We start from the raw sequence: 20,757 nt of genomic DNA, 5'->3' as shown, positions 1-20,757 counted from the left end.
AGATTTTAACATTACTTGTTATGTGTAATGATTGTGGCGCTTACTCCGGTACCATTTACACTGCCATTTATAAACACAGTATATATTTTCCCTGACTCAAAAGTCAGGTTAGACAATCCGTTGCCTGTAATTGGTATTACTGCCTGAGTGGCGTTGTTCTTAACCTCCAGATTCTTACCGGCAAAAGCATCAATTTCCTTAAAAGGGCCAAGCGTTTTCCATGTCAAACCAGGTATAGTTGCCGGAGCTTTCCCATTTGCATCATAAGTTATAATGGTCTGTTCGCCAAAATTGCCATAAGCAACGTTAGAAAAAACCGCAGCACTGCCTGCTAAAGCTAAATCAACATTCGGTGCGTCAGGAGAAAAGTTTGCAAAGCGAACTTTTGCTTTACCCGAAACCGGTGTAGTCAGGTCATCACAAAACAAGGCTATCCCTGTTTCCTGGATTCAATTTACTTGGCCTGCGTTTAGCCACTGCAAATAAAGTATGGTAATAGCTGGCAATAGGGCCATTAGGCCCTGCAAAAGAAGCCTTATCTGTCTCCTGCACAAAGGTGGCACTACCTCCAAATACATATGATGATTTATAACTCGTATTGCTCCCCTCTGTAGAATTGTACTGTACTTTGCCATACTGCGTATCCATGTAATCAGTTGAAGCATTATGAACTATCATGGCAGTATTTATCTGTCTTGTAAAGTCCAGAAAGTTAATCGGAGCGGTAATAGACAAGGCATTTACCAGTTTAACCTTAGCACTTAAAGGTGGCCTGTCGGCATTATCCGAATCCAGGTATTCCGTTTTTTTGCATGATGCGGTTCTGATAGCAGCCACGCCCAATAGTATTGCAAATTTTGTATTTAAAAATTTCATGATCTTTCTGTTTTATAATTAGAACCTGGCCGATAATCTTACAAAAGGTTGTATACCTGTATTTGTTCCGGCCTGTGTGCTTCCCGGGCCCGGGTTCAGTGTAATATTGCTTCCAGGCACAGCAACACAACACCTGTAATACACTTAAAATCAGTCAAATGGACAGTTTATATGGTAATTACTGCACACTTTGAAGCGAAATGAATGGACAACGGGTTTCATAATTACCTGTCTACTATTGCCGAAACCTCCACTAAGGGCTAGTCAATAAACAAAAAAATTGTAAATTGAGTAGATAACATCTTTTGATGGCATATATCTATTGGGTTATCAACCCTTTGACCCTGCTTTGCGAGTTTTAAAATCTGATCCTTATCTTTGAATACAGCCAATCTAAGGTATAAAGAGGATTTTTTCTGGCGTTTGAGCTCTGGTATTGACCACTTCTCGATAATTGATTGCTGCTGGTAGAAGCTACGTTCGAGCTTATCATCAATTTTAAGCAGTCCAACATAATGAGACCCGCTCAATAAGTGAGAAAGCTTCTCACTTATTGGATATCCCAAATATAAAAGTCTTACAGGATTTAACAACGGGCCATTAAACGATATAAAAGTAGGTCACTATTCTTTTGTCATCCATTTCCAGGCTGGCATAATTTTGATATGCACGCCATCAATGGTCAATTCTTCTTCCTCATCAAGTGTAATAATCCAGGCTTCGTTAACCTTGCAATAAGCAGCAGCTTTAAGTAATCCTTTCATTTCCCTGCTCCTCGTGTCTGGATTAGAGAGTGTCCAACTCACCTGTACCGGCATAGCAATTCCACCTTCAGGATAGATTACAAAATCACATTCACCCGCCGGTTCAGAGTAGTAATAAATATTTTGAGTATAAATATTGCCAAATTTCAGATAAAGCTCTTTATATACGAGATTCTCTAATAACAAACCATTGTTACCTGTATACTGAGCGGTGTTGGCATTTAACAAGCCATTATCAAGCCAATAGATCTTTTTATCTGATTTCTCGCGCTTGCTATCTGAATAGTTAAAACGACTAATTCTTTTAAAGAGGTAGGCCTGTTCTGCCATGTCCATCGCTTCATAGATACTATTTATCCCAACGCTGTATTGTTGTGATTTGAGCTGATTATATAATCGTCGGTTACTAATTGTTTTACCTATAGTAGACGCGGCCTGCCTATACAGGCTTCTTAAATAGCTATAATTACTTAACTTGTTGTATTCTACAATGTCGCGAAGCAACATCGCGTTATAATACTCCTGCAAATAAGACAACCCAATTTGAGTAGAAGGAAGGTTAATTGTTTCCGGATACCCTCCATGAATTAAATATTTATGAAATAATGCTATGGTTTGGCTTTTACCCGGACCGTATGCTGTAGGTTTAAAATTGCTGAATTCACAATATTCCTTAAAAGAAAGCGGTAATAATTCGATGGCTATGCTTCGTCCCCTCAATACAGATTTTAGTTCGGTATGAAGTACAGAACTGTTGCTACCTGTAAAGAATATTTTTTTGGACCATGTTTCATTTATTCGGTTTAAAAAATGCTCCCAACCGGGCGCAGCCTGTACTTCATCGAAAAAGAACCAGGCATTTTCCAATTTATTTTCCGGATTTAGTTCCTGCCATGCCTGCAAGATCAGATCTAGCTGATGAGGTTCAAATTGTATACGTTCATCCTCGAAATTGAAATAGATAATTTGAGTGGGAGATATTCCTCGGGTTGTCTTCAATTCCTCAATGGCTAATTGCATTGCTGATGTTTTACCTACACGCCTGGGGCCAATGATAGCTTGTATCTTTTCCAGATCCAAAGATATTCCCGTATTTCGTGATCTTAGGCCTCTGGAAAGATTCATATCCTGATTTTGGATCAAAATCTCCTTTATTATTTCCTTCATCATACACAAATATAAAAATATATCTTTACTACGAAGACATAAATTCAATAATCATCTTTTTGATAAAGCCGATTATTGAATTTATTCCGTCACACAGTATTTATTCCAGTCCCAAATGCAAAGAACACCCACTAAAAGATGTAAATTCACAAAACACCCTTTTATTGTCACGATTGCACCTCACATAATTACCTCCGCCCTCTTTAAATTTGGTTAACAATTAAATTAATAGAAACCAAAATGAGAAAGATCAGAATTTTCGAACATATCTCACTTGACGGTGTGATAGAACACGACGGAGACTACACTTACGGTGCATGGACAACACCTTACCGCAGTCCTGCCGGCGCAGCAGCACTCTTTGAAGCATACGGCCCCAATTTTGACCTCCTGCTTGCCCGCCGCACCTATGATATATTTAGTGGCTTTTGGCCTAACGCTGGAGATTTTCCAATGGCAAATGCTATAAACGCTGCAACGAAATATATTGCAACCCACAGACCCGATAGTTTGAAATGGGGGCCGGTAAATAATTTGGATGAAGACGCTGTAGAAGCGATCAGGAACCTAAAGTCAACTGATGGCCCTGACCTGATTGTTGTGGGGAGCTCAACATTAACGTCTGTATTGCTTGACCAGGGACTGGCTGACGAGGTTATCCTTATTACCTATCCGGTTTTACTTGGCCAGGGTAAACGCTTATTATCGGACAGTATTAATGCCCGGGAACTTGCTCTTGTTGACTCAAAAACCACGCCTACCGGCTTGTTCATTAACACTTATAAACACATTGGCCCGCTGAAAAAATAATTTTTCTTTTTATCTGCATAACAGAGGCTTTTCCAGCCCCAAAAATCCGCTAAAATCGCACTTTTTTAACACGCTAAATACCAGATACTTATAAGGGCTTATACAATGTTTAAACAATCGTTATACAATGGCCAAACAATACACATGCAATTTGGCAATGTATAAACCCTGAATAAGCACAGTTCAAAATAAATACTACTAAATTAGTAGTATTTATTTATATTTGACTTAGAGGAATTAATTATGATGAGTCATTTTAACTATTTAGCCTTCGCTATTCCGGCTTTTTTTGTGTTTCTGTTTTTAGAATATGGTTTGGCTTTAAAGCTAAAAAAAACACATCTGTTTAAATATGAAAGTTCTATTTCTAACCTCAGTATAGGCATTGCCGAAAGGCTTCTGAACCTGTTTATATCGGCAAGTTTTTATAGCCTGTTCTTTTTTATTTACACCAACTATGCACTTTTCAGCATACCTAACACCTGGTGGGTTTGGCTATTACTGATCCTGGTTACAGATCTGATTTGGTACTGGTATCATAGGCTGGGGCACGAGGTAAACATCCTTTGGGCTGCCCATATTGTGCATCATCAGAGTGAAGAATTTAACTTTACCGTATCTGCCAGGATCACCGTTTTTCAGGCATTGATCAGAAATCTCTTTTGGTGTGTAATACCCCTGCTCGGATTTCATCCTGCTATGGTAATCACTATCCTGATTGTACATGGGGCCTACTCCTTCTTTACCCACACTCAGCTGATTAAAAATTTAGGCTGGCTTGAATATATTTTGGTTACACCTTCTATACATGGCGTTCATCATGCCAGTGATCAAAAATACCTTGATAAAAATTATGGGGATGTATTTGTGTTTTGGGACAAAATTTTTGGAACATTCCAGAAAGAAGAAGAACAGCCAAGGTATGGGCTTACGCACCCGGTAAAAAGTTACAGCTTTTTATGGCAGCATTTTCATTATTACCTTGAAATTTTAGCTGCTTGTAAAAAAGTGACGGGCATAAACCGGAAATTGAAAATTGTGTTTGGTCACCCATCAAGGCTGGATCAGGAAATAAGGCCTATGCTGGAAAAGAAATACTTGCAGCACAAGGTATCTTCATCCTACCGCTTCAAATTCAGAGGCTATCTGAACATCCAAATAATTGTTAGCGTAATTCTGTTGACGCTAATTACCGGTTTATATCCTTTCTTTGAGGCTACTGACAAGCTATTTATTGTTGGCTTTGTTTTGCTTACGCTGATCAATTGCGGCGCATTAATGGAGCAGCGCAAATGGATTTACAATCTTGAATATACACGGCTGCTGACGGTATTTACTTATATTTTTTGGAAGGCCGACCATATGGAGCTGTTGTTACCTTTAGTTGTGCTGTTGTTTATTGCCGAACAATTGTTCCACATTAGCCATTTATACCGCCATTATGTACTTAGATACGATAAAGTTTAGCTACTTCAGCAAAAACAAGATATATGCAAACAAGCCCAATTTTGTTTTAAGTACTTTAAGCGCTCCTTTAACATGATTTTTTACTGTAGATTCGGAGATATTCAGTTCTTCTGCTATCTCCTTATGGCTTTTGCCTGTATTTCTGCTCATTAAAAATACTTCTCGCATTTTTGGTGGCAGCTCGTTCACTGCATCTTCAATAAGCCGGGTAAGTTCTCTTTCCCTAACCTGCCTGTCGGTAATGAAATTTGCCTCTGTAATAAAGTCCTGTAAAGATTTGAGGTATTTATGCTCTACCTGCCTGTGCGCCACAAAATCAAGAATGCGGTTTCTTAAAGTGGTATATAAATATCCTGATAGGTTATGGGTGTCGGGCAGGGTATCCCGCTTGTTCCAAAGGGCGCTAAACAATTCCTGAATAAGATCACGCGCTTCTTCAAGGTTGCCCAGCTTCTTATACGCATAGCCATGCAGCACGCCTTTATACCTTACATAAAGTTCGCTGAATGCCCGCTGGTCACTTTGACTTCTCAAAAGGCCAGCCAATTCCTGATCCGATAGATTACTGTAAACAACCATTAATAATAAGTCCCTTACTGTAAAGCCATATAAATATTAACGAAATGTTAACAAATTCAATCAAAAATTATTGTGTAGGAGGGAGTATCATTACCACTACTCATACTTTAACGCATCAACCGCATTTGCCTTTGCAACCTTAACCGTTTGAAAGCTTACTGTAATTATGGCGATGAATACCGATAAAAATAAGGCAATTAAAAACGGCCAGGCAGTCATTGGAACTTTATAATCATACTTCTGCAACCACCTTACCGCAATGATATAAGCAGCAGGAATAGCAATCATATTAGATAGAATAACCAGCTTTATAAAATCCTTGTTTAGCAGAACAAGAATACTTTTCAAATCGGCACCAAGAACTTTCCGTATGCTGATCTCTTTGCTTCGCTGCTCTGCAATGTATAAAGCAAGACCCAGCAGACCTAAACAAGAGATAAAAATAGCAAAGCAGCCAAACAGATTCGACAGCACACTTAGCAAACGCTCCGTTTTCATCATCTCCTGCATACCTTGACTAATGAACTGAATGTTTGGCGGATAAGAGGGATTAAGTTGCAGGCTAACATCTTTAATAGTCTGAATTGATTTACTCAAAGGCTGATCGGGGTTAAGACGAAGCAATAATACTCTGCTTTGAGATATGTTACAATAAAATAGTGTAGGTTTCGCCTTTGCACCAAGATGTTCATTTGTATAGTCTTTTACTACACCAATTATTTGAAGAGGCTGATTGTCTCCCCAATTGATTGTGGTTCCAACAGGTTTTTTGAGCCCCATTGTTTTTACCATAGCCTCATTTACAAGTACAGATGTTGCGGTGTCGGCAACAAATTCACGAGAGAAATCTCTTCCCTCTACTAAAGATGTACCTATTGTTTTAACAAAATCAAAGCCTGTACTTCGATAATCTATAATAGAATTATCATTTGCTGCTTTACCAGGCCAAGTAATATCACCGGTTATTGTACCTCCCTTAGTAAATGAACTTGCAAATTCCGTTGCTGAAGCAATCACTCCCGCACTTTTAAGTTCTGTTTTAAAAATTTCTAATTTCTGCGGCTTTAGCCATTCACCCTCCAAATCTAATTCTACAAGGTTATTTTCATTAAATCCAAGAGGCTTATTCTTCATTAATTGAAGCTGACTATAGATCACAATTGCACAAACGATCATACAAATGGAAATAGTAAACTGCACTACAACAAGGATTTTACGCATTGGCAATGAGGACTTGCCTATTCCTGTAAAGCCCTTTAACACTTTTACAGGAGTAAAGGAAGATAAATAAAATGCGGGATAGCAGCCTGCAAGCACACCTGTAAATAAGATTAGCGAGAGCAACGTAATCCATGTCTGAACTGAATTGTAATTAATGTGGATAGAAATATCCAGTAAGTTATTAAAATAAGGCAAAACGACTTCTAACAATACAAAAGCAATCAGAATCGCAATAAATGAAAGCACGAGTGATTCTAAAACAAATTGGCCGATCAGTGTTTTTCTAGAAGCACCCAGGGCTTTGCGAACCCCCACTTCCCTTGCACGCTTCTCTGATCTGGCTGTAGACAGGTTCATGTAATTAATGCAGGCAATTAACAAAACACAGAATGCCAAAAAAATAAATAACCTAACCTGATCAATCCTTCCGCCGGCCGATTTACCATTTTCAAAATGATTATAAAGATGGTACTTGCCAAAGGGAAAAAGAAAAGCCTGAAGGTTACTCTTCTTATCATTTTTCTTAATCAATTGCCGTATAGCGGCATCTGTGGCTTCAAAACTAGCTTTATCTTTTAACTTGAATAACGTAAAACAAGTAATAGCTCCCCAGCCGTTATCCTTTTCTCCTGGATTCTCGCTTTCAAAAAAAGACCAGGGCTGCAGTGCTTCGAACTGATGGGTCGTATTCTTTGGCAGATCTTCTACAATAGCAGATACTTTCAGAATCTTCTTGTTGTCCCATTTTACACTACTGCCTAAAACATTCACACTGCCAAATAATTTCTTAGCTGCCGATGCAGTAAGTAAAACTGAATTTGGCTCGCTTAATGCCGTTTCTGGGCTTCCCTGAATAAATTTGTAATCAAATATCTTTAAATAAGACGGGTCAACATTTAAGGTAGTTAGCTTAAAATTATTGTTGGCCGTACCAAATAATTTAGTTGCATCGCCCATCGCAATTCTGCTCGCTGCTTCCATCGTAGGTACGGTAAGTAAGGCGGCATCGGCAAGTTTATTTGGAGTAGCATCCGTTGTTAAAAGTTTGCCATTTACATTCAGGGTAAGTTTGGTGGCGTAAATACGATCAATATCTTTAAATTGTTTATCGTAGCTCCATTCGTAATTCACGTAAATTAATAACATTAAACAACAGGTCAAACCAATGGCCAGTCCGCCTATATTGATCAGAGAAAAACCTTTGTTTTTCCAAAGGCTTCTTAAAGCTATTTTAAAGTTGATTAAAAACATATGCCGCATTTTTCATCCCTTGTACCAAAGATATGCCATTTCAAGAAAACGCGACACACATCTAATTATCAACACATTAAGATTTTAAAGATGTTCATTATCGAACAATACCTGTACATTAGTGTACAGGCACTGATAACGAAAATGTAATTACATCATCTACACTATCCTCATGAACATTTTGATAGGATTTGCTGTCTCTTTTAAAACCAGTCATCTTTAACACTTTTACAGAAGGGATATTATTTGCTGCGGGAAAAGCTGTAATGGTTTTTACCTCCATTTCTTCAAATGCATATTTAGTAACCGCGTTAACTGCCTCTCTCATAAATCCTTTTCCCTGGAATTCGGTAAGCAGTTCATAGCCAATTTCGGCAACTTCATTTTCTATATCAAGATTCCAGAGACAGATGGTTCCGATTAAAGAGGGATTATCAGGTAAGGAAATTGCCCAGTAAGCAGAAGCATTGCTTTCGATAAGCTTTCTAATCTTATAAATATGGGCCATGGCATCTTCTATACCAGTTGATGGCACTCTGCCGGTTAGAGTTGCAATTTTCGGATCAGATCGCAATGCATGAATTGGCAGGGCATCCTGCGCAGATAATTCTCTGAGTATTAAACGGGGGGTTTTTATTATGGGAAAAGTAGAAAAATCAGGGTTTTTCATAGATAAATAGGGATGTTCGGTTACTTTTAATAACTGCGAAAATGCAATTTTATTTTAATTGAATAATAATTAAAAGAGCTATGTGCTCTTCAATTTCTCATTCTAATAACTTAACTTTGCATCCTTAATTTTTTGAGATACTTGATTGATGTATAGGGAATTTAAACAGTTAGAACTAGCGAAAATAGCAAAAGAGATACTTGATTTTTGGAAAGCGGAGAACATCTTTGAAAAAAGCATTTCGACGAGATCAAAATCAAATCCATTTACTTTTTACGAAGGCCCGCCTTCGGCAAACGGAATGCCTGGTATTCACCACGTAATGGCCCGTGCTATTAAAGATATTTTCTGCCGTTATAAAACCATTAAAGGATTTCAGGTAAAAAGAAAAGCAGGATGGGATACCCACGGACTTCCGGTAGAACTGGGAACTGAAAAGGAACTTGGTATTACCAAAGAAGATATAGGCAAGACCATTTCAATTGAAGCTTACAATGAAGCCTGCAAAAGGACAGTAATGCGCTACACAGATGTGTGGAACGACCTTACTGAAAAAATGGGCTATTGGGTAGATATGGATGACCCTTATATTACCTACAAATCGAAATACATGGAGTCGGTTTGGTGGCTTTTGAAACAGATCTACGATAAAGGTTTGTTGTATAAAGGCTATACCATCCAGCCTTACTCCCCAAAAGCAGGAACAGGATTAAGCTCACATGAGGTAAATCAGCCGGGAGCTTATCGCGATGTAACCGACACTACAATTGTAGCCCAGTTTAAAACCCTGCCTGATACATTACCTGCTTTCCTGAAAGAATTTGGAGAGATACATTTAATGGCCTGGACAACCACACCATGGACTTTGCCATCAAACACAGCCTTGACTGTGGGGCCAAAAATAGATTATGTACTGGTAAAAACGTTTAATCAGTATACCTATCTTCCTATAAATGTAATCTTAGCCAAGAATCTGGTAGGAAAACAGTTTAACAAAACTTACTTTGAAAGTACTGCTGCCGAGGATTTCAGTAATTTTAAAGAAGGCGACAAAAAAATCCCTTATCAGATTTTAGCAGAATGTAAAGGGGCTGATCTTGTAGGCATTAAATATGAGCAGCTTTTGCCTTATGCTTTACCATATCAGAATCCTGAAAATGCTTTCCGTGTGATCTCGGGAGATTTTGTAACTACAGAGGATGGAACAGGTATAGTACATACGGCACCGACCTTTGGTGCTGATGATGCTAAAGTAGCTAAGGAAGCAGTACCTGAGGTACCGCCTATGCTGGTGCTGGACGAAAATGGTTCGCCGGTTCCATTGGTAGATTTGCAGGGAAGATTTACGGCTCAACTGGGCGACCTTGCCGGAAAGTATGTGAAAAATGAATACTATGAGGAAGGTGAAGCTCCGGAGAAATCTGTAGATGTTGAGATTGCTATTCGTTTAAAAGAAGAAAATAAAGCATTTAAAGTAGAGAAATACGTTCACAGTTACCCGCACAGCTGGAGAACTGACGAGCCACTGTTGTATTATCCGCTGGACTCATGGTTCATCAAGGTAACTGACATCAAAGACAGGATGTTTGACCTGAATGAGACCATCAACTGGAAACCAAAATCGACAGGTGAAGGACGTTTTGGAAACTGGCTGAAAAATGCAAACGACTGGAATCTTTCGCGCTCGAGATATTGGGGAATTCCATTACCGATCTGGAGAACGGAAGACAAAAGAGAAGAAATAATAATTGGCTCAGTTGAAGAGTTATACAATGCCATAGAGCAGTCGATAGCCACCGGCTTTATGACGGCGAATCCTTTTAAAGGGTTTGAGATCGGCAATATGTCGGAAGCAAATTATGACCTGGTAGACCTGCACAAGAATGTGGTAGACGACATTATATTGGTTTCGCCTTCAGGGAAACCTATGAGCCGTGAAAGTGATCTTATCGACGTTTGGTTTGACTCAGGGGCTATGCCTTATGCACAGTGGCATTATCCTTTTGAAAATAAGGACAAAATTGATGAGCAACAGGATTTCCCGGCCGATTTTATAGCTGAAGGTGTTGACCAGACCCGCGGATGGTTCTATACCTTGCACGCCATAGGGGCATTGGTTTTTGATAAAATTGCGTATAAAAACGTGGTTTCGAATGGATTGGTACTCGATAAAAACGGGCAAAAAATGTCGAAACGCTTAGGCAACGCGGCTGATCCGTTTAAGACACTGGAAGAGTACGGACCGGATGCTACGCGCTGGTACATGATATCGAACGCAAACCCTTGGGATAACCTGAAATTTGATATTGAAGGAATTGCAGAGGTACGCCGTAAATTCTTTGGAACACTTTACAATACCTACGCTTTCTTTGCATTGTATGCGAATATTGACAAGTTTGAAATAGACCAGGATAACCTGACTCCGGTTGCTGAACGCAGTGAGCTTGACAGATGGATATTATCGCTTTTGCAAACGCTTATTGCGGAGGTAGACGAAAGTTATGCTGCTTACGAACCAACAAAAGCGGCAAGGGCAATTCAGTCGTTTGTAGACGAGCACCTGAGTAACTGGTATATTCGTTTATCACGCCGCCGTTTCTGGAAGGGCGAGATGACAGCCGATAAGAAAGCAGCTTATGAAACTTTATATGCCTGCCTGACCAGTATCTCACAACTAATGTCGCCTATAGCGCCTTTCTTTGCAGATTGGTTATTCCAGAATTTAACTGCCGGAGATGCGGCTAATGATGTTCAATCTGTTCACCTTGCCTTACTTAAGGAAGCTGACCAGAGTTTAATTGACACGGAACTTAATGAGCGTATGCATCTGGCACAAGACATATCATCAATGGTATTGTCGCTGCGTAAAAAAACAGGCATCAATGTTCGTCAGCCTTTGGCTAAAATCCTGATTCCTGTTCTTGATAACAAATTTGCCGGACGTGTTGATTTGGTTAAAGAATTAATCCTATCGGAAACGAATATTAAGGATATTGAGTATATTACCGACACTGCCGGTTTCATTACCAAAAAGATCAAACCTAACTTTAAAGCATTAGGCCCTAAAGTTGGTAAAGACATGAAAATGGTTGCTGAAGTGGTGAACAACTTAACACAGAAACAATTGAGTCAGTTTGAAAATGAAGGGAAATATCAAATTACTGGCACTAATTATGTTATCGAGTTGAGCGACGTAGAGATCATTGCTGAGGATATACCGGGATGGCAGGTAACCAACATGGGCAACTTAACTGTGGCTCTTGATGTTACAATAACCGAGGAATTGAAACAGGAAGGATTGTCGCGTGAACTAATTAACAGAATTCAGAACTTAAGGAAAGAACTTAATTTCGAAGTTACAGATAGAATTACTGTGACTTTACAAAACCATAATTTAGTAGCTGCAGCTGTAGCTCAAAATAAAATATACATTTGCTCGGAAATTTTAGCAGATGAGCTTAAATTAACAGAAAGTCTAGATAACGGAAACAAAATAGTAATCGATGATGTTGAATTACAAATTTCGATTGCCAAACAATAATTATTATGGAAAAAGCTACAAAAACAAGGTACTCTGACAGTGAACTTCAAGAATTTAAAGATTTGATTCAGGAAAAATTACGTATGGCCAGAGAAGAGTTTCTTGATTTAACGAACTCTCTAAGCAATCCTAATTCTAATGGAACAGAAGATACTTCTGGTACTTACAAAACACTTGAAGATGGTTCTGCAACTCTTGAAAAAGAACAATTAAACCAACTGGCTGCCCGTCAGAAAAAATTCATTGAGAATTTAGAGGCTGCATTAGTACGTATTGAGAATAAAACTTATGGTATTTGCAGGGAAACAGGTAAACTGATTCAAAAAGAACGTTTACGCGCTGTACCACACGCAACTTTAAGTATGGAAGCTAAACTGAAGCAGTCGTAATGAAAGGCTATACAAAACCTTTATTAATAATTTTCCTGGTTTTACTTGCCGATCAGGTTTTAAAAACCTGGATAAAGACCAATATGTTTATGGGTCAGGAATTCAAAATCATTGGCAATTGGTTTATTATCCATTTCACGGAAAATAACGGGATGGCTTTTGGACTTGAATTTGGTGGTGAATTTGGTAAGCTTGCCTTATCATTATTCAGAATAGCAGCTGTTGCTGGTATTGGCTACGGATTACATTATCTGATCCAGAAAAAATATCACCGTGGCCTTATTTTGAACGTAGCTCTAATATTTGCAGGCGCACTGGGCAACATTATTGACTCTGTATTGTATGGAGTAATATATGGTTACGCAGGATGGTTTCATGGAAGAGTAGTAGACATGTTCTATTTCCCTATCTGGGAAGGTCATTTTCCGTCGTGGTTTCCTATATGGGGAGGAGAAGATTTTATCTTTTTCAGACCTGTATTTAATATCGCAGATGCGGCCATCTCTGTTGGTGTAATTATTATACTACTGTTTCAAAAAACTTATTTTAAGGAAGAATTTAAAGAAGAAATTGGTCCTAATAATGAGATAGTTGAAGAATAATTTTATATTTTTTGATAATAATTTGTGGAATTAGTATGGTAATTTCATCTAACTATTAAATACACAAAAGAAAAACATTTATCATTATGAAAAAGTTATTAACCCTTGCCTTTGTTTCCTTATTAAGTATAAGTGCTATGGCTCAACAAGTAGATTTAAGAAAAAAGATTAGCGTTAGCGGTTCAGCCGAAACTGAGGTTACTCCTGACATTATTTACATCAGCATTTCCTTAAAAGAATATTTAAAGGACAACAACAGTAAGAAAAAAGTAGAGATCACTACCTTGGAAAATCAGTTGTATGATGCAGTTCAAAAAGCTGGTCTTGATAAAGGCAACTTAACGATTAACAACTTATCAAGCTATGCAATTGTTACCGAGAAAAAGAAAAACCCTGACTATCTGGCTAGCAAACAGTATCGCTTAAAAGTTTCTGATCTGAACAAATGGAATGATATTATTGGTTCTATAGATCCTAAAGGGATTGCTTACACCAATATTGACAGCTACGATTATTCAAAAATTGAAACACTTAAAAAAGAGCTGAAAATTAAAGCACTGCAAGCTGCTAAAGAAAAAGCATCTTACCTGGTAGAAGCCCTTGGCGATAAATTAGGTAGCGTAATTGACATTCAGGAAGTGAACAATGAACAATATCCACAGCCAATGTACCGCAATGTGATGATGATGAAAGCTGAAAGTGCTGATATGGCCGGAGCCGCAGCACCAGAGATTGATTTCAAAAAAATAAAACTGAACTATATAATGAATACCGTATTCGAAATTAAATAGTAGCAGTGACTACTTGAGTATACAGTTTTAACAAAATACCTTTAAAAAACCTATCAATAACTTTTGGTAGGTTTTTTGCTGTTTATACACTATCAAAAAAATTCAAATCGTATGAAAAGATTAATTTACTCTTTAGTGCTAGTTTTCACATTGGCAATCAGCGCAAACACAGTTTCGGCGGCAGGAAAAACGGACAAGATTAAAACTGAGATGACTGCCGAGCAGCAAATTCAGCTAAAGCAGATCACTGACCGTGTTCAGGAGATCCGTGCAATGGACAAATCTCAATTAACAAAAACTGAGAAAAAAGAGTTACGTAAAGAATTGAGAGGATTGAAAAAACAAGCAAATGCGTTAGGTGGTGGCATCTACCTTTCTGTTGGTGCAATTATCATCATCATCTTATTATTAATTCTGATTTTGTAAAACACCCTATTTACATTTTACCTATAAAAAAAGCTTCCCTGATCAGGAAGCTTTTTTTATTTGTGCGGTCGTCATCCTGAAATAAATTCAGGATGACGACCGATTAAACAAAATAGTCATTAATCGATATATTCGAAACCAGTATATTTTACCAGGACCTCTGGAATTTTAATTCCTTTATCGGTTTGATTATTCTCAAGAATAGCCGCAACTATACGAGGTAATGCCAGGGCACTTCCGTTTAGTGTATGTGCAAGCTGTGTTTTACCTGAAGCACCTTTAAATCTTAACTTAAGTCTGTTACTTTGAAAAGTTTCAAAATTAGACACAGAAGAAACCTCCAGCCAGCGCTCCTGTGCAGCACTCCATACTTCCATGTCGTAAGTCATAGCAGAAGTAAAGCCCATATCTCCGCCACATAAGCGTAAAACACGATAGTGTAATCCTAATTCCTGTAAAAGAGACTGAACATAAGTGCTCATTTCTTCTAATGTTTCGTAAGATTTATCAGGATGTGTAATCTGTACAACTTCTACTTTATCAAACTGGTGCAAGCGGTTTAAACCGCGTACATGTGCACCATATGATCCTGCTTCCCTGCGAAAGCATGGAGTATATGCCGTGTTCTTTATAGGGAGATCCTCTTCCTTTAAAATTACATCTCGGTAAAGATTGGTAACCGGTACTTCGGCTGTTGGAATAAGATATAGATTATCTACTCCTGCATGATACATCTGCCCTTCTTTATCAGGTAGTTGTCCGGTACCAAAACCAGATGCTTCATTTATTAAATGTGGCACCTGCATTTCTCTATAACCCTTTGCAATAGCATGATCTAAAAAGAAATTAATAAGGGCCCTTTGCAAACGTGCACCTTTTCCTTTATATACAGGAAAACCCGCACCGGTTATTTTTGTACCCAACTCAAAATCTATGATATCGTATTTAGCTGTAAGCTCCCAGTGAGGCAATGCACCTTTTGGCAGATCAGCAGGGTTGCCATGCTCATAAACAATTTCATTGTCTTCAGCCACACTTCCTGGTTTTACCAGATGATACGGCAGGTTTGGCAGTTGTACTATTAAACGGTATAATGTATCCTCTATTTCTGTTAGCTGATCTGAAAGGTTTTTATGTTCCTCTTTATTTGAGGTGGTTTCTGCCTTTAGCACTTCTGCTTCTTCTTTCTTCCCGTTACGCATTAGCTCGCCAATTTGTTTTGCAGCTGCATTGGCTATTGCGGAAAGGTTATCCAACGAGGTTTGAACTTGTCTTCGTTCTTCGTCAATTTTAATAATTTCATCAACCAGTTCTGGGTGCTTAAAATTACGTACGCTTAGTCCTTCTAAAACTTTCTCTCTATTTTCGCGGATATAGTTAACTTGCAGCATTATTTTATTTTTTAAACAAAGATAAGATTGATTTACGAATTTAGATTGACGAATTACGATTTTTAGGCGAGCCTTAATTCATAAATTTGAAACTTCGCGTGACCAATCCAATTTCTTAAATCGTAAACGGCAAATACAAATGGGTAAACTTTTTCTTGTTCCTACACCAATTGGTAACCTGGAAGATATGACCTTCAGGGCAATTAGAATTTTAAAAGAGGCTGATGTGATTCTTGCAGAAGACACCCGCACCAGTGCCCCGATGTTAAAACATTTTGGAATTGATAAAAAGGCATATTCGCATCACCAGCACAATGAACATCAGGCTACTTCAGAAATCATTAAGTTTTTGAAAGAAGGTAAAATGGTTGCATTGATATCGGATGCCGGAACCCCTGCTATATCTGATCCTGGTTTTTTTCTGGTTAGAGAGGCCATTAAAAATGATTTACCGGTTGAGTGCCTGCCCGGAGCAACTGCCTTTGTACCCGCCCTGGTAAATTCGGGGCTCCCCTCGGACTCATTTGTGTTTGAAGGATTTTTACCCGTAAAAAAAGGGCGACAGACAAGATTTAAAAAGCTGGCTGAAGAGGAAAGAACAATAGTATTATACGAAAGCCCACATAGACTACTTAAAACACTAGAAGAATTTGGACAATATTTGGGTGCAGACCGCCAGGCATCGGTAAGCCGTGAATTAACAAAACTATACGAAGAAACTGTGAGAGGCACTTTGGCCGAAATTAAATCACATTTTGAAAACAATATATTAAAAGGAGAATTCGTAATTTGTATTGCAGGAGCAGAGGAAGTAAAAAAGAAAGCCAAATACGACCGCGATAATTAGGTTCAATTTTTGATAACTAACTACTGAAATTATTATAAAGAAATAACATGATATTAATAGATAGATTTTTAAGTGACGAGCAGGATCCTAAAGCTGTAGAAAAAGTTCTGGGCAAACTGAATGATATGCTAACAAGTAACGAGGAACTGATTTATATGGCTGTGCAAAAAAAGCCTGCTGTAAATCTTTTACCTGATTGTATTGCGGTAAGCAATAAGCGTATCTTCTATTGTGAGCCTGGTAATTTCGGGATCACCATGAACTTTAAAGACATTTCGTGGAAGAGTATTAAAGAGGTTTCATTTAAAGAAGAATTGTTTGGCTCTAAATTTATCTGTGTGCCTTTACACGGTGAAAACATTATTACAGAATATATCCCAAAGGTACAGGCGCGTAAACTTTATCAGGCAGCTTATGAGCAGCTGGAAAGCTTTAAAGAGCAGCAAAGGCAACTTGACCTGGAGGAAAGAAGGTCATCAACATCACCGGTAACCGTAAACACATTACCTACACCAGAACCCGTGGAAGAAGAGCCACAAGCGTTCTTTTCTCAGCCACTTGCTGCACCTATTATACAAGCTGAAGAACCTGAAGATGAGACTACATTAAAGCTAAGAAAATTAAAAAGCCTGTATGACAAACACCTGATTACACAGGAAGAATATGAAGCTAAAAAAGCCGATATTTTAGATAGCTTATAATGAAATTCAAAAACACTGCTCTCCTTGCTTTACTAAGTGCGTTTTTAATGTGGCTGGCATGGCCACCTATTAAGTTTACCACTCCTTTACTATTAATTGGCCTGGTTCCATTATTTATTGCCTTAGAAGGGATTATTCAAAGTAATAATCTTAAAAAGGGGAAGCATGTTTTCCTTACCGCCGGATTAACCTTTTTGGTTTGGAACACGGCCTGTATTTATTGGGTATACAATGCTATAAGTGCTGTAAATGGGCCGGTGGTATCGTTTTTTGTATCGCTTATTCCTTTTGGCTTAGGGGCACTACTAATGACTTTTGCCTTTTGGTTATATTACAGGCTTGGCAGCCTGGTAAATAAGTATGTTTCTTATTTAGGGTTAATATGTTTTTACATTGCAATGGAGTTTTTGCACCAAAGCTGGGATTTGGCCTTTCCATGGATGAATTTAGGAAATGGATTATCAGGGATGCACCAACTGGCCCAATGGTACGAGTATACTGGTGTTTATGGCGGTTCTTTATGGATATTACTAAGTAACATTATTGCTTTTGAAGCTTTTAAAGCCCTTAAACCCGGGGCTGCCACTGGCTTTGCGAGGTTCAAATTTTCGCTTCTGTGGATTGTGATTATTGCAGCGCCTGTTGCGTTATCTTTAAGCTTATATTACAAATATGAGGAAAAAGAAGTCCCGGTTAATGTTGTAGCCGTACAGCCAAATATAGATCCATATCAGAAGTTCAATGGGATCTCTTCAAATGAACAGCTTAACATCCTTACCCATTTGTCTGACTCCATTGCTCAGCCTAATACAGAATATTTTATCTGGCCTGAAACAGCAATTTCAGAACGTTCTGATGAAGACAGGATCCGCAGCAATTCTGAATTTATAAATGCTCAGCGTTTCCTTGAAAAATACAAAAATGGCACTATAATAAGTGGGATAGAAAGTTTTAAATTCTATAACAATAAGCAGACTCAATCTGCCCAAAAGTATGATAATAGCACTTATATAGATGGCTTTAATGCGGCTTTACAGATAGAGAACTCTGCCAATGTACAGTTCTACCACAAATCTAAATTAGTGCCCGGTGTAGAAAAGATGCCTTTTCCATCTGCTTTGTCGGTATTAGCACCCGTTTTTGAAGGTTTTGGAGGAACAGTAGGCGGGTATGGCTGGCAAAAAGACCCTCAGGTATTTTATTCATATGGTGGAGTTGGCGCTGTACCCGTAATTTGCTATGAATCTATTTGGGGAGGCTGGGTGGCTGAGGCCGTTAAGAATGGGGCTCAGTTTATTGCTATTGTAACCAATGATGGCTGGTGGGGAAACACCTCAGGAAAAGATCAGCATATGCTATATGCCGCGTTAAGGGCCATAGAAACCCGTAGATATGTGGTAAGATCAGCAAATACTGGGATTTCTTGTTTTATTAATCAGAAGGGCGACATTATAAAACAGACTAAATGGTGGACCAGAACTGCTATTAAGGCCGACATTAATTTAAATGACGATCTGACTTTTTACACAAGAAGTGGTGATTACATTCCTAAAATCCTTTCGGTATTAGCTATACTGATGGCATTAATTATTCCTTACAGAAAGTGGGTTAAAAAGTAGCTAAGAAAGGTACTTACCAACTATTGGCATTCTGCGGCCCATGCCAAATGCTTTAGGTGAAACTCTTAATATCGGCGGTGTTTGATAACGCTTAAACTCCGCAGTATTTACCATTTTAATGATCCTTCTTACCAATGCCTCGTCATAACCTTGTGCGATAATAGCCGATGAGCTTTGTTTAAGTTCAATGTATTGAAACAGGATCTTATCAAGGATGTCGTAATCTGGTAATGAATCCGAATCCTTTTGCCCTGGTCTGAGTTCTGCCGATGGTGGTTTAACAATTGAATTTTCGGGTATAACTATCCCGTCTTTATTAATATAGTTTGCCAGTTGGTATACCTGGGTTTTATAAACATCACCTATTACTCCAATTGCACCACACATATCGCCATACAGCGTTCCATAACCTACAGCACATTCGCTTTTATTTGAAGTATTTAATAGAATATAGCCAAATTTATTAGACATGGCCATCACAATTATCCCCCTGCATCTTGCCTGAATATTCTCTTCTGTAAGATTAAACGGCAGCCCTTTAAATGCTGGAGCCATCATACTATCGAATGCATCAGCTGCTTCTTTAATAGGAATAATTTCGTGCTCACAACCAATATTTTTGACAAGATCAAGCGCATCTTGAATAGAATGATCAGATGAGTATTTAGAAGGCATTAACACTGCCATTACGTTCTCTGAACCTAGTGCACGGCAAGCCAGTGCACATACCACTGCAGAATCTATACCACCTGAAAGGCCCAATACTGCTTTTTTAAAGCCTGACTTTACAAAATAATCCTTAATACCTAATACCAGGGCTTCATAAATCTGCTCTATGTCTGTAATGGTTCTGTGAGTTTTATGCGTATATCCTTTAATTACATCACCTTCAACCTCATAGACTTTTAACTCTTCTTTAAAATATGCCATCTCATCAAGGAGATTGCCTTCTTTATCAAATGCAAGGGAACCACCATCGAATACAATTTCGGTTTGTGCCCCAACCTGATTCACATATAATAAAGGAAGTTTATACTTTTTAGCATTATCTGCAAGAACCACCACCCTCTCATCATCATGGCAATATGAAAATGGAGACGCGGCAATATTGATCATAAGATCAGGCCCTTGTTTAATCAATTCGTCCATTGGATTGGAAACATATAACGGATTATTGTTAATGTTCCATAGATCTTCGCAAATGGTTAACGCAATCTTGCGCCCTTTAAACTCTATACATTGAAACTGAGTTGCAGGTTCAAAATACCGATATTCATCAAATACATCATAATTTGGCAGAAGTGCTTTTTTTGTAATAGCTTTTACTTTTCCTTCCTCTATAAAATATGCTGCATTATACAAATCTTTACCGGCAAGCACCTCATTTTTAACAGGCAAGCCCACTATACAGGCGATACCATTACAATGAGTGGCAATTTCCTGAGCAGCTGTTTCGCATAAACCAATAAATTCATCAAACTCTAAAAAATCGCGTGGCGGATAACCACAAATAGCGAGCTCAGCAAATACAACCAGATCAGCTCCTTTATCTTTTGCCAACTTAATGTTGTCAATTATTTTCTGGGTGTTGTATTCGAAATTGCCAATGTGGTAGTTGAGCTGCGCCAGTGCTATATTCATGTTG

At 38.4% G+C, this 20,757-nt stretch carries 19 protein-coding genes; 10 read left to right on the top strand and 9 right to left on the bottom strand.

Going from position 1 to position 20,757, the window contains the following annotated elements; genetic code table 11:
- Positions 1–11: 11 nt before the first annotated feature.
- The 4 genes from CPT03_RS20635 to CPT03_RS20620 all read right to left on the bottom strand — a co-directional run bounded on the left by CPT03_RS20635 (position 12) and on the right by CPT03_RS20620 (position 2,810).
- On the bottom strand, positions 12–428 hold the full coding sequence (locus CPT03_RS20635; protein ID WP_099440596.1) for a DUF4397 domain-containing protein: 417 nt from the start codon (positions 426–428) through the stop codon (positions 12–14).
- The gene (locus tag CPT03_RS20630) at positions 418–876 is read right to left on the bottom strand and encodes a hypothetical protein (protein WP_099440595.1); all 459 of its coding nucleotides are present in this window, start codon (positions 874–876) and stop codon (positions 418–420) included. The genes CPT03_RS20635 and CPT03_RS20630 overlap by 11 nt, the downstream gene beginning before the upstream one ends.
- 260 nt (positions 877–1,136) lie before the next feature.
- Positions 1,137–1,442 (bottom strand): DUF1016 N-terminal domain-containing protein, encoded by a 306-nt coding sequence (locus tag CPT03_RS20625; protein ID WP_216641573.1) that lies wholly within the window; start codon positions 1,440–1,442, stop codon positions 1,137–1,139.
- Between the two features lie 57 nt (positions 1,443–1,499).
- A complete protein-coding gene (locus CPT03_RS20620) occupies positions 1,500–2,810 on the bottom strand; it encodes an ATP-binding protein (protein WP_099440593.1) in 1,311 nt (436 codons plus the stop codon).
- Positions 2,811–3,047: 237 nt separating this feature from the next.
- Here CPT03_RS20620 and CPT03_RS20615 point away from each other — a divergent pair, with 237 nt between their 5' ends.
- Both CPT03_RS20615 and CPT03_RS20610 read left to right on the top strand, forming a co-directional pair.
- Positions 3,048–3,617: a dihydrofolate reductase family protein gene (locus CPT03_RS20615; RefSeq protein WP_099440592.1), complete on the top strand. Its 570-nt coding sequence runs from the start codon at positions 3,048–3,050 to the stop codon at positions 3,615–3,617.
- 243 nt (positions 3,618–3,860) lie between these two features.
- Positions 3,861–5,084, top strand: coding sequence for a sterol desaturase family protein (locus CPT03_RS20610; RefSeq protein WP_216641572.1), 1,224 nt, complete (start codon positions 3,861–3,863; stop codon positions 5,082–5,084).
- On the opposite strand, the gene CPT03_RS20605 is transcribed toward CPT03_RS20610, so the two are convergent.
- The 3 genes from CPT03_RS20605 to CPT03_RS20595 all read right to left on the bottom strand — a co-directional run bounded on the left by CPT03_RS20605 (position 5,085) and on the right by CPT03_RS20595 (position 8,805).
- On the bottom strand, positions 5,085–5,663 hold the full coding sequence (locus tag CPT03_RS20605; protein WP_099440590.1) for an RNA polymerase sigma-70 factor: 579 nt from the start codon (positions 5,661–5,663) through the stop codon (positions 5,085–5,087).
- 96 nt (positions 5,664–5,759) lie between these two features.
- Positions 5,760–8,135: an ABC transporter permease gene (locus CPT03_RS20600; RefSeq protein ID WP_099440589.1), complete on the bottom strand. Its 2,376-nt coding sequence runs from the start codon at positions 8,133–8,135 to the stop codon at positions 5,760–5,762.
- 118 nt (positions 8,136–8,253) lie between these two features.
- Complete coding sequence (locus tag CPT03_RS20595) at positions 8,254–8,805, bottom strand: GNAT family N-acetyltransferase (protein WP_099440588.1); 552 nt, start codon at positions 8,803–8,805, stop codon at positions 8,254–8,256.
- Positions 8,806–8,953: 148 nt separating this feature from the next.
- Here CPT03_RS20595 and ileS point away from each other — a divergent pair, with 148 nt between their 5' ends.
- The 5 genes from ileS to CPT03_RS20570 all read left to right on the top strand — a co-directional run bounded on the left by ileS (position 8,954) and on the right by CPT03_RS20570 (position 14,554).
- Positions 8,954–12,346 (top strand): isoleucine--tRNA ligase, encoded by a 3,393-nt coding sequence (gene ileS, locus CPT03_RS20590; RefSeq protein ID WP_099440587.1) that lies wholly within the window; start codon positions 8,954–8,956, stop codon positions 12,344–12,346.
- A gap of 5 nt (positions 12,347–12,351) precedes the next feature.
- Positions 12,352–12,735, top strand: coding sequence for a TraR/DksA family transcriptional regulator (locus CPT03_RS20585; RefSeq protein ID WP_099440586.1), 384 nt, complete (start codon positions 12,352–12,354; stop codon positions 12,733–12,735).
- A complete protein-coding gene (locus CPT03_RS20580) occupies positions 12,735–13,337 on the top strand; it encodes a lipoprotein signal peptidase (protein ID WP_099440585.1) in 603 nt (200 codons plus the stop codon). The genes CPT03_RS20585 and CPT03_RS20580 overlap by 1 nt, the downstream gene beginning before the upstream one ends.
- Before the next feature lie 86 nt (positions 13,338–13,423).
- Positions 13,424–14,128 carry an SIMPL domain-containing protein gene (locus CPT03_RS20575; RefSeq protein ID WP_099440584.1) on the top strand — a complete coding sequence of 235 codons (705 nt, stop codon included), beginning with the start codon at positions 13,424–13,426 and terminating at the stop codon, positions 14,126–14,128.
- 111 nt (positions 14,129–14,239) lie between these two features.
- Positions 14,240–14,554, top strand: a complete 315-nt coding sequence (locus CPT03_RS20570; protein ID WP_099440583.1) for a hypothetical protein — start codon at positions 14,240–14,242, stop codon at positions 14,552–14,554.
- A 119-nt stretch (positions 14,555–14,673) separates the two neighbouring features.
- On the opposite strand, the gene serS is transcribed toward CPT03_RS20570, so the two are convergent.
- Positions 14,674–15,945, bottom strand: a complete 1,272-nt coding sequence (gene serS / locus CPT03_RS20565) for a serine--tRNA ligase (RefSeq protein ID WP_099440582.1) — start codon at positions 15,943–15,945, stop codon at positions 14,674–14,676.
- 139 nt (positions 15,946–16,084) lie between these two features.
- On the opposite strand from serS, the gene rsmI reads away from it, so the two are divergent.
- From rsmI to lnt, 3 genes are read left to right on the top strand one after another with little or no spacing between them, the layout of a single operon-like run.
- Entirely contained in the window at positions 16,085–16,792 is a 708-nt protein-coding gene (rsmI, locus tag CPT03_RS20560; protein ID WP_099440581.1) for a 16S rRNA (cytidine(1402)-2'-O)-methyltransferase, read from the top strand.
- Between the two features lie 47 nt (positions 16,793–16,839).
- Positions 16,840–17,493, top strand: a complete 654-nt coding sequence (locus CPT03_RS20555) for a PH domain-containing protein (RefSeq protein ID WP_099440580.1) — start codon at positions 16,840–16,842, stop codon at positions 17,491–17,493.
- Positions 17,493–19,112, top strand: a complete 1,620-nt coding sequence (lnt, locus tag CPT03_RS20550) for an apolipoprotein N-acyltransferase (protein WP_099440579.1) — start codon at positions 17,493–17,495, stop codon at positions 19,110–19,112. The genes CPT03_RS20555 and lnt overlap by 1 nt, the downstream gene beginning before the upstream one ends.
- Here the strand turns inward: lnt and CPT03_RS20545 are convergent, their stop codons facing one another.
- Positions 19,113–20,753 (bottom strand): NAD+ synthase, encoded by a 1,641-nt coding sequence (locus CPT03_RS20545; RefSeq protein WP_099440578.1) that lies wholly within the window; start codon positions 20,751–20,753, stop codon positions 19,113–19,115.
- Between the last annotated feature and the right edge of the window lie 4 nt (positions 20,754–20,757).

Source organism: Pedobacter ginsengisoli (assembly GCF_002736205.1).
Lineage (GTDB): Bacteria > Bacteroidota > Bacteroidia > Sphingobacteriales > Sphingobacteriaceae > Pedobacter > Pedobacter ginsengisoli_A.
The sequence above is the reverse complement of the archived record's forward strand: the minus strand, read 5'-3'. Positions and strand labels throughout refer to the sequence as shown.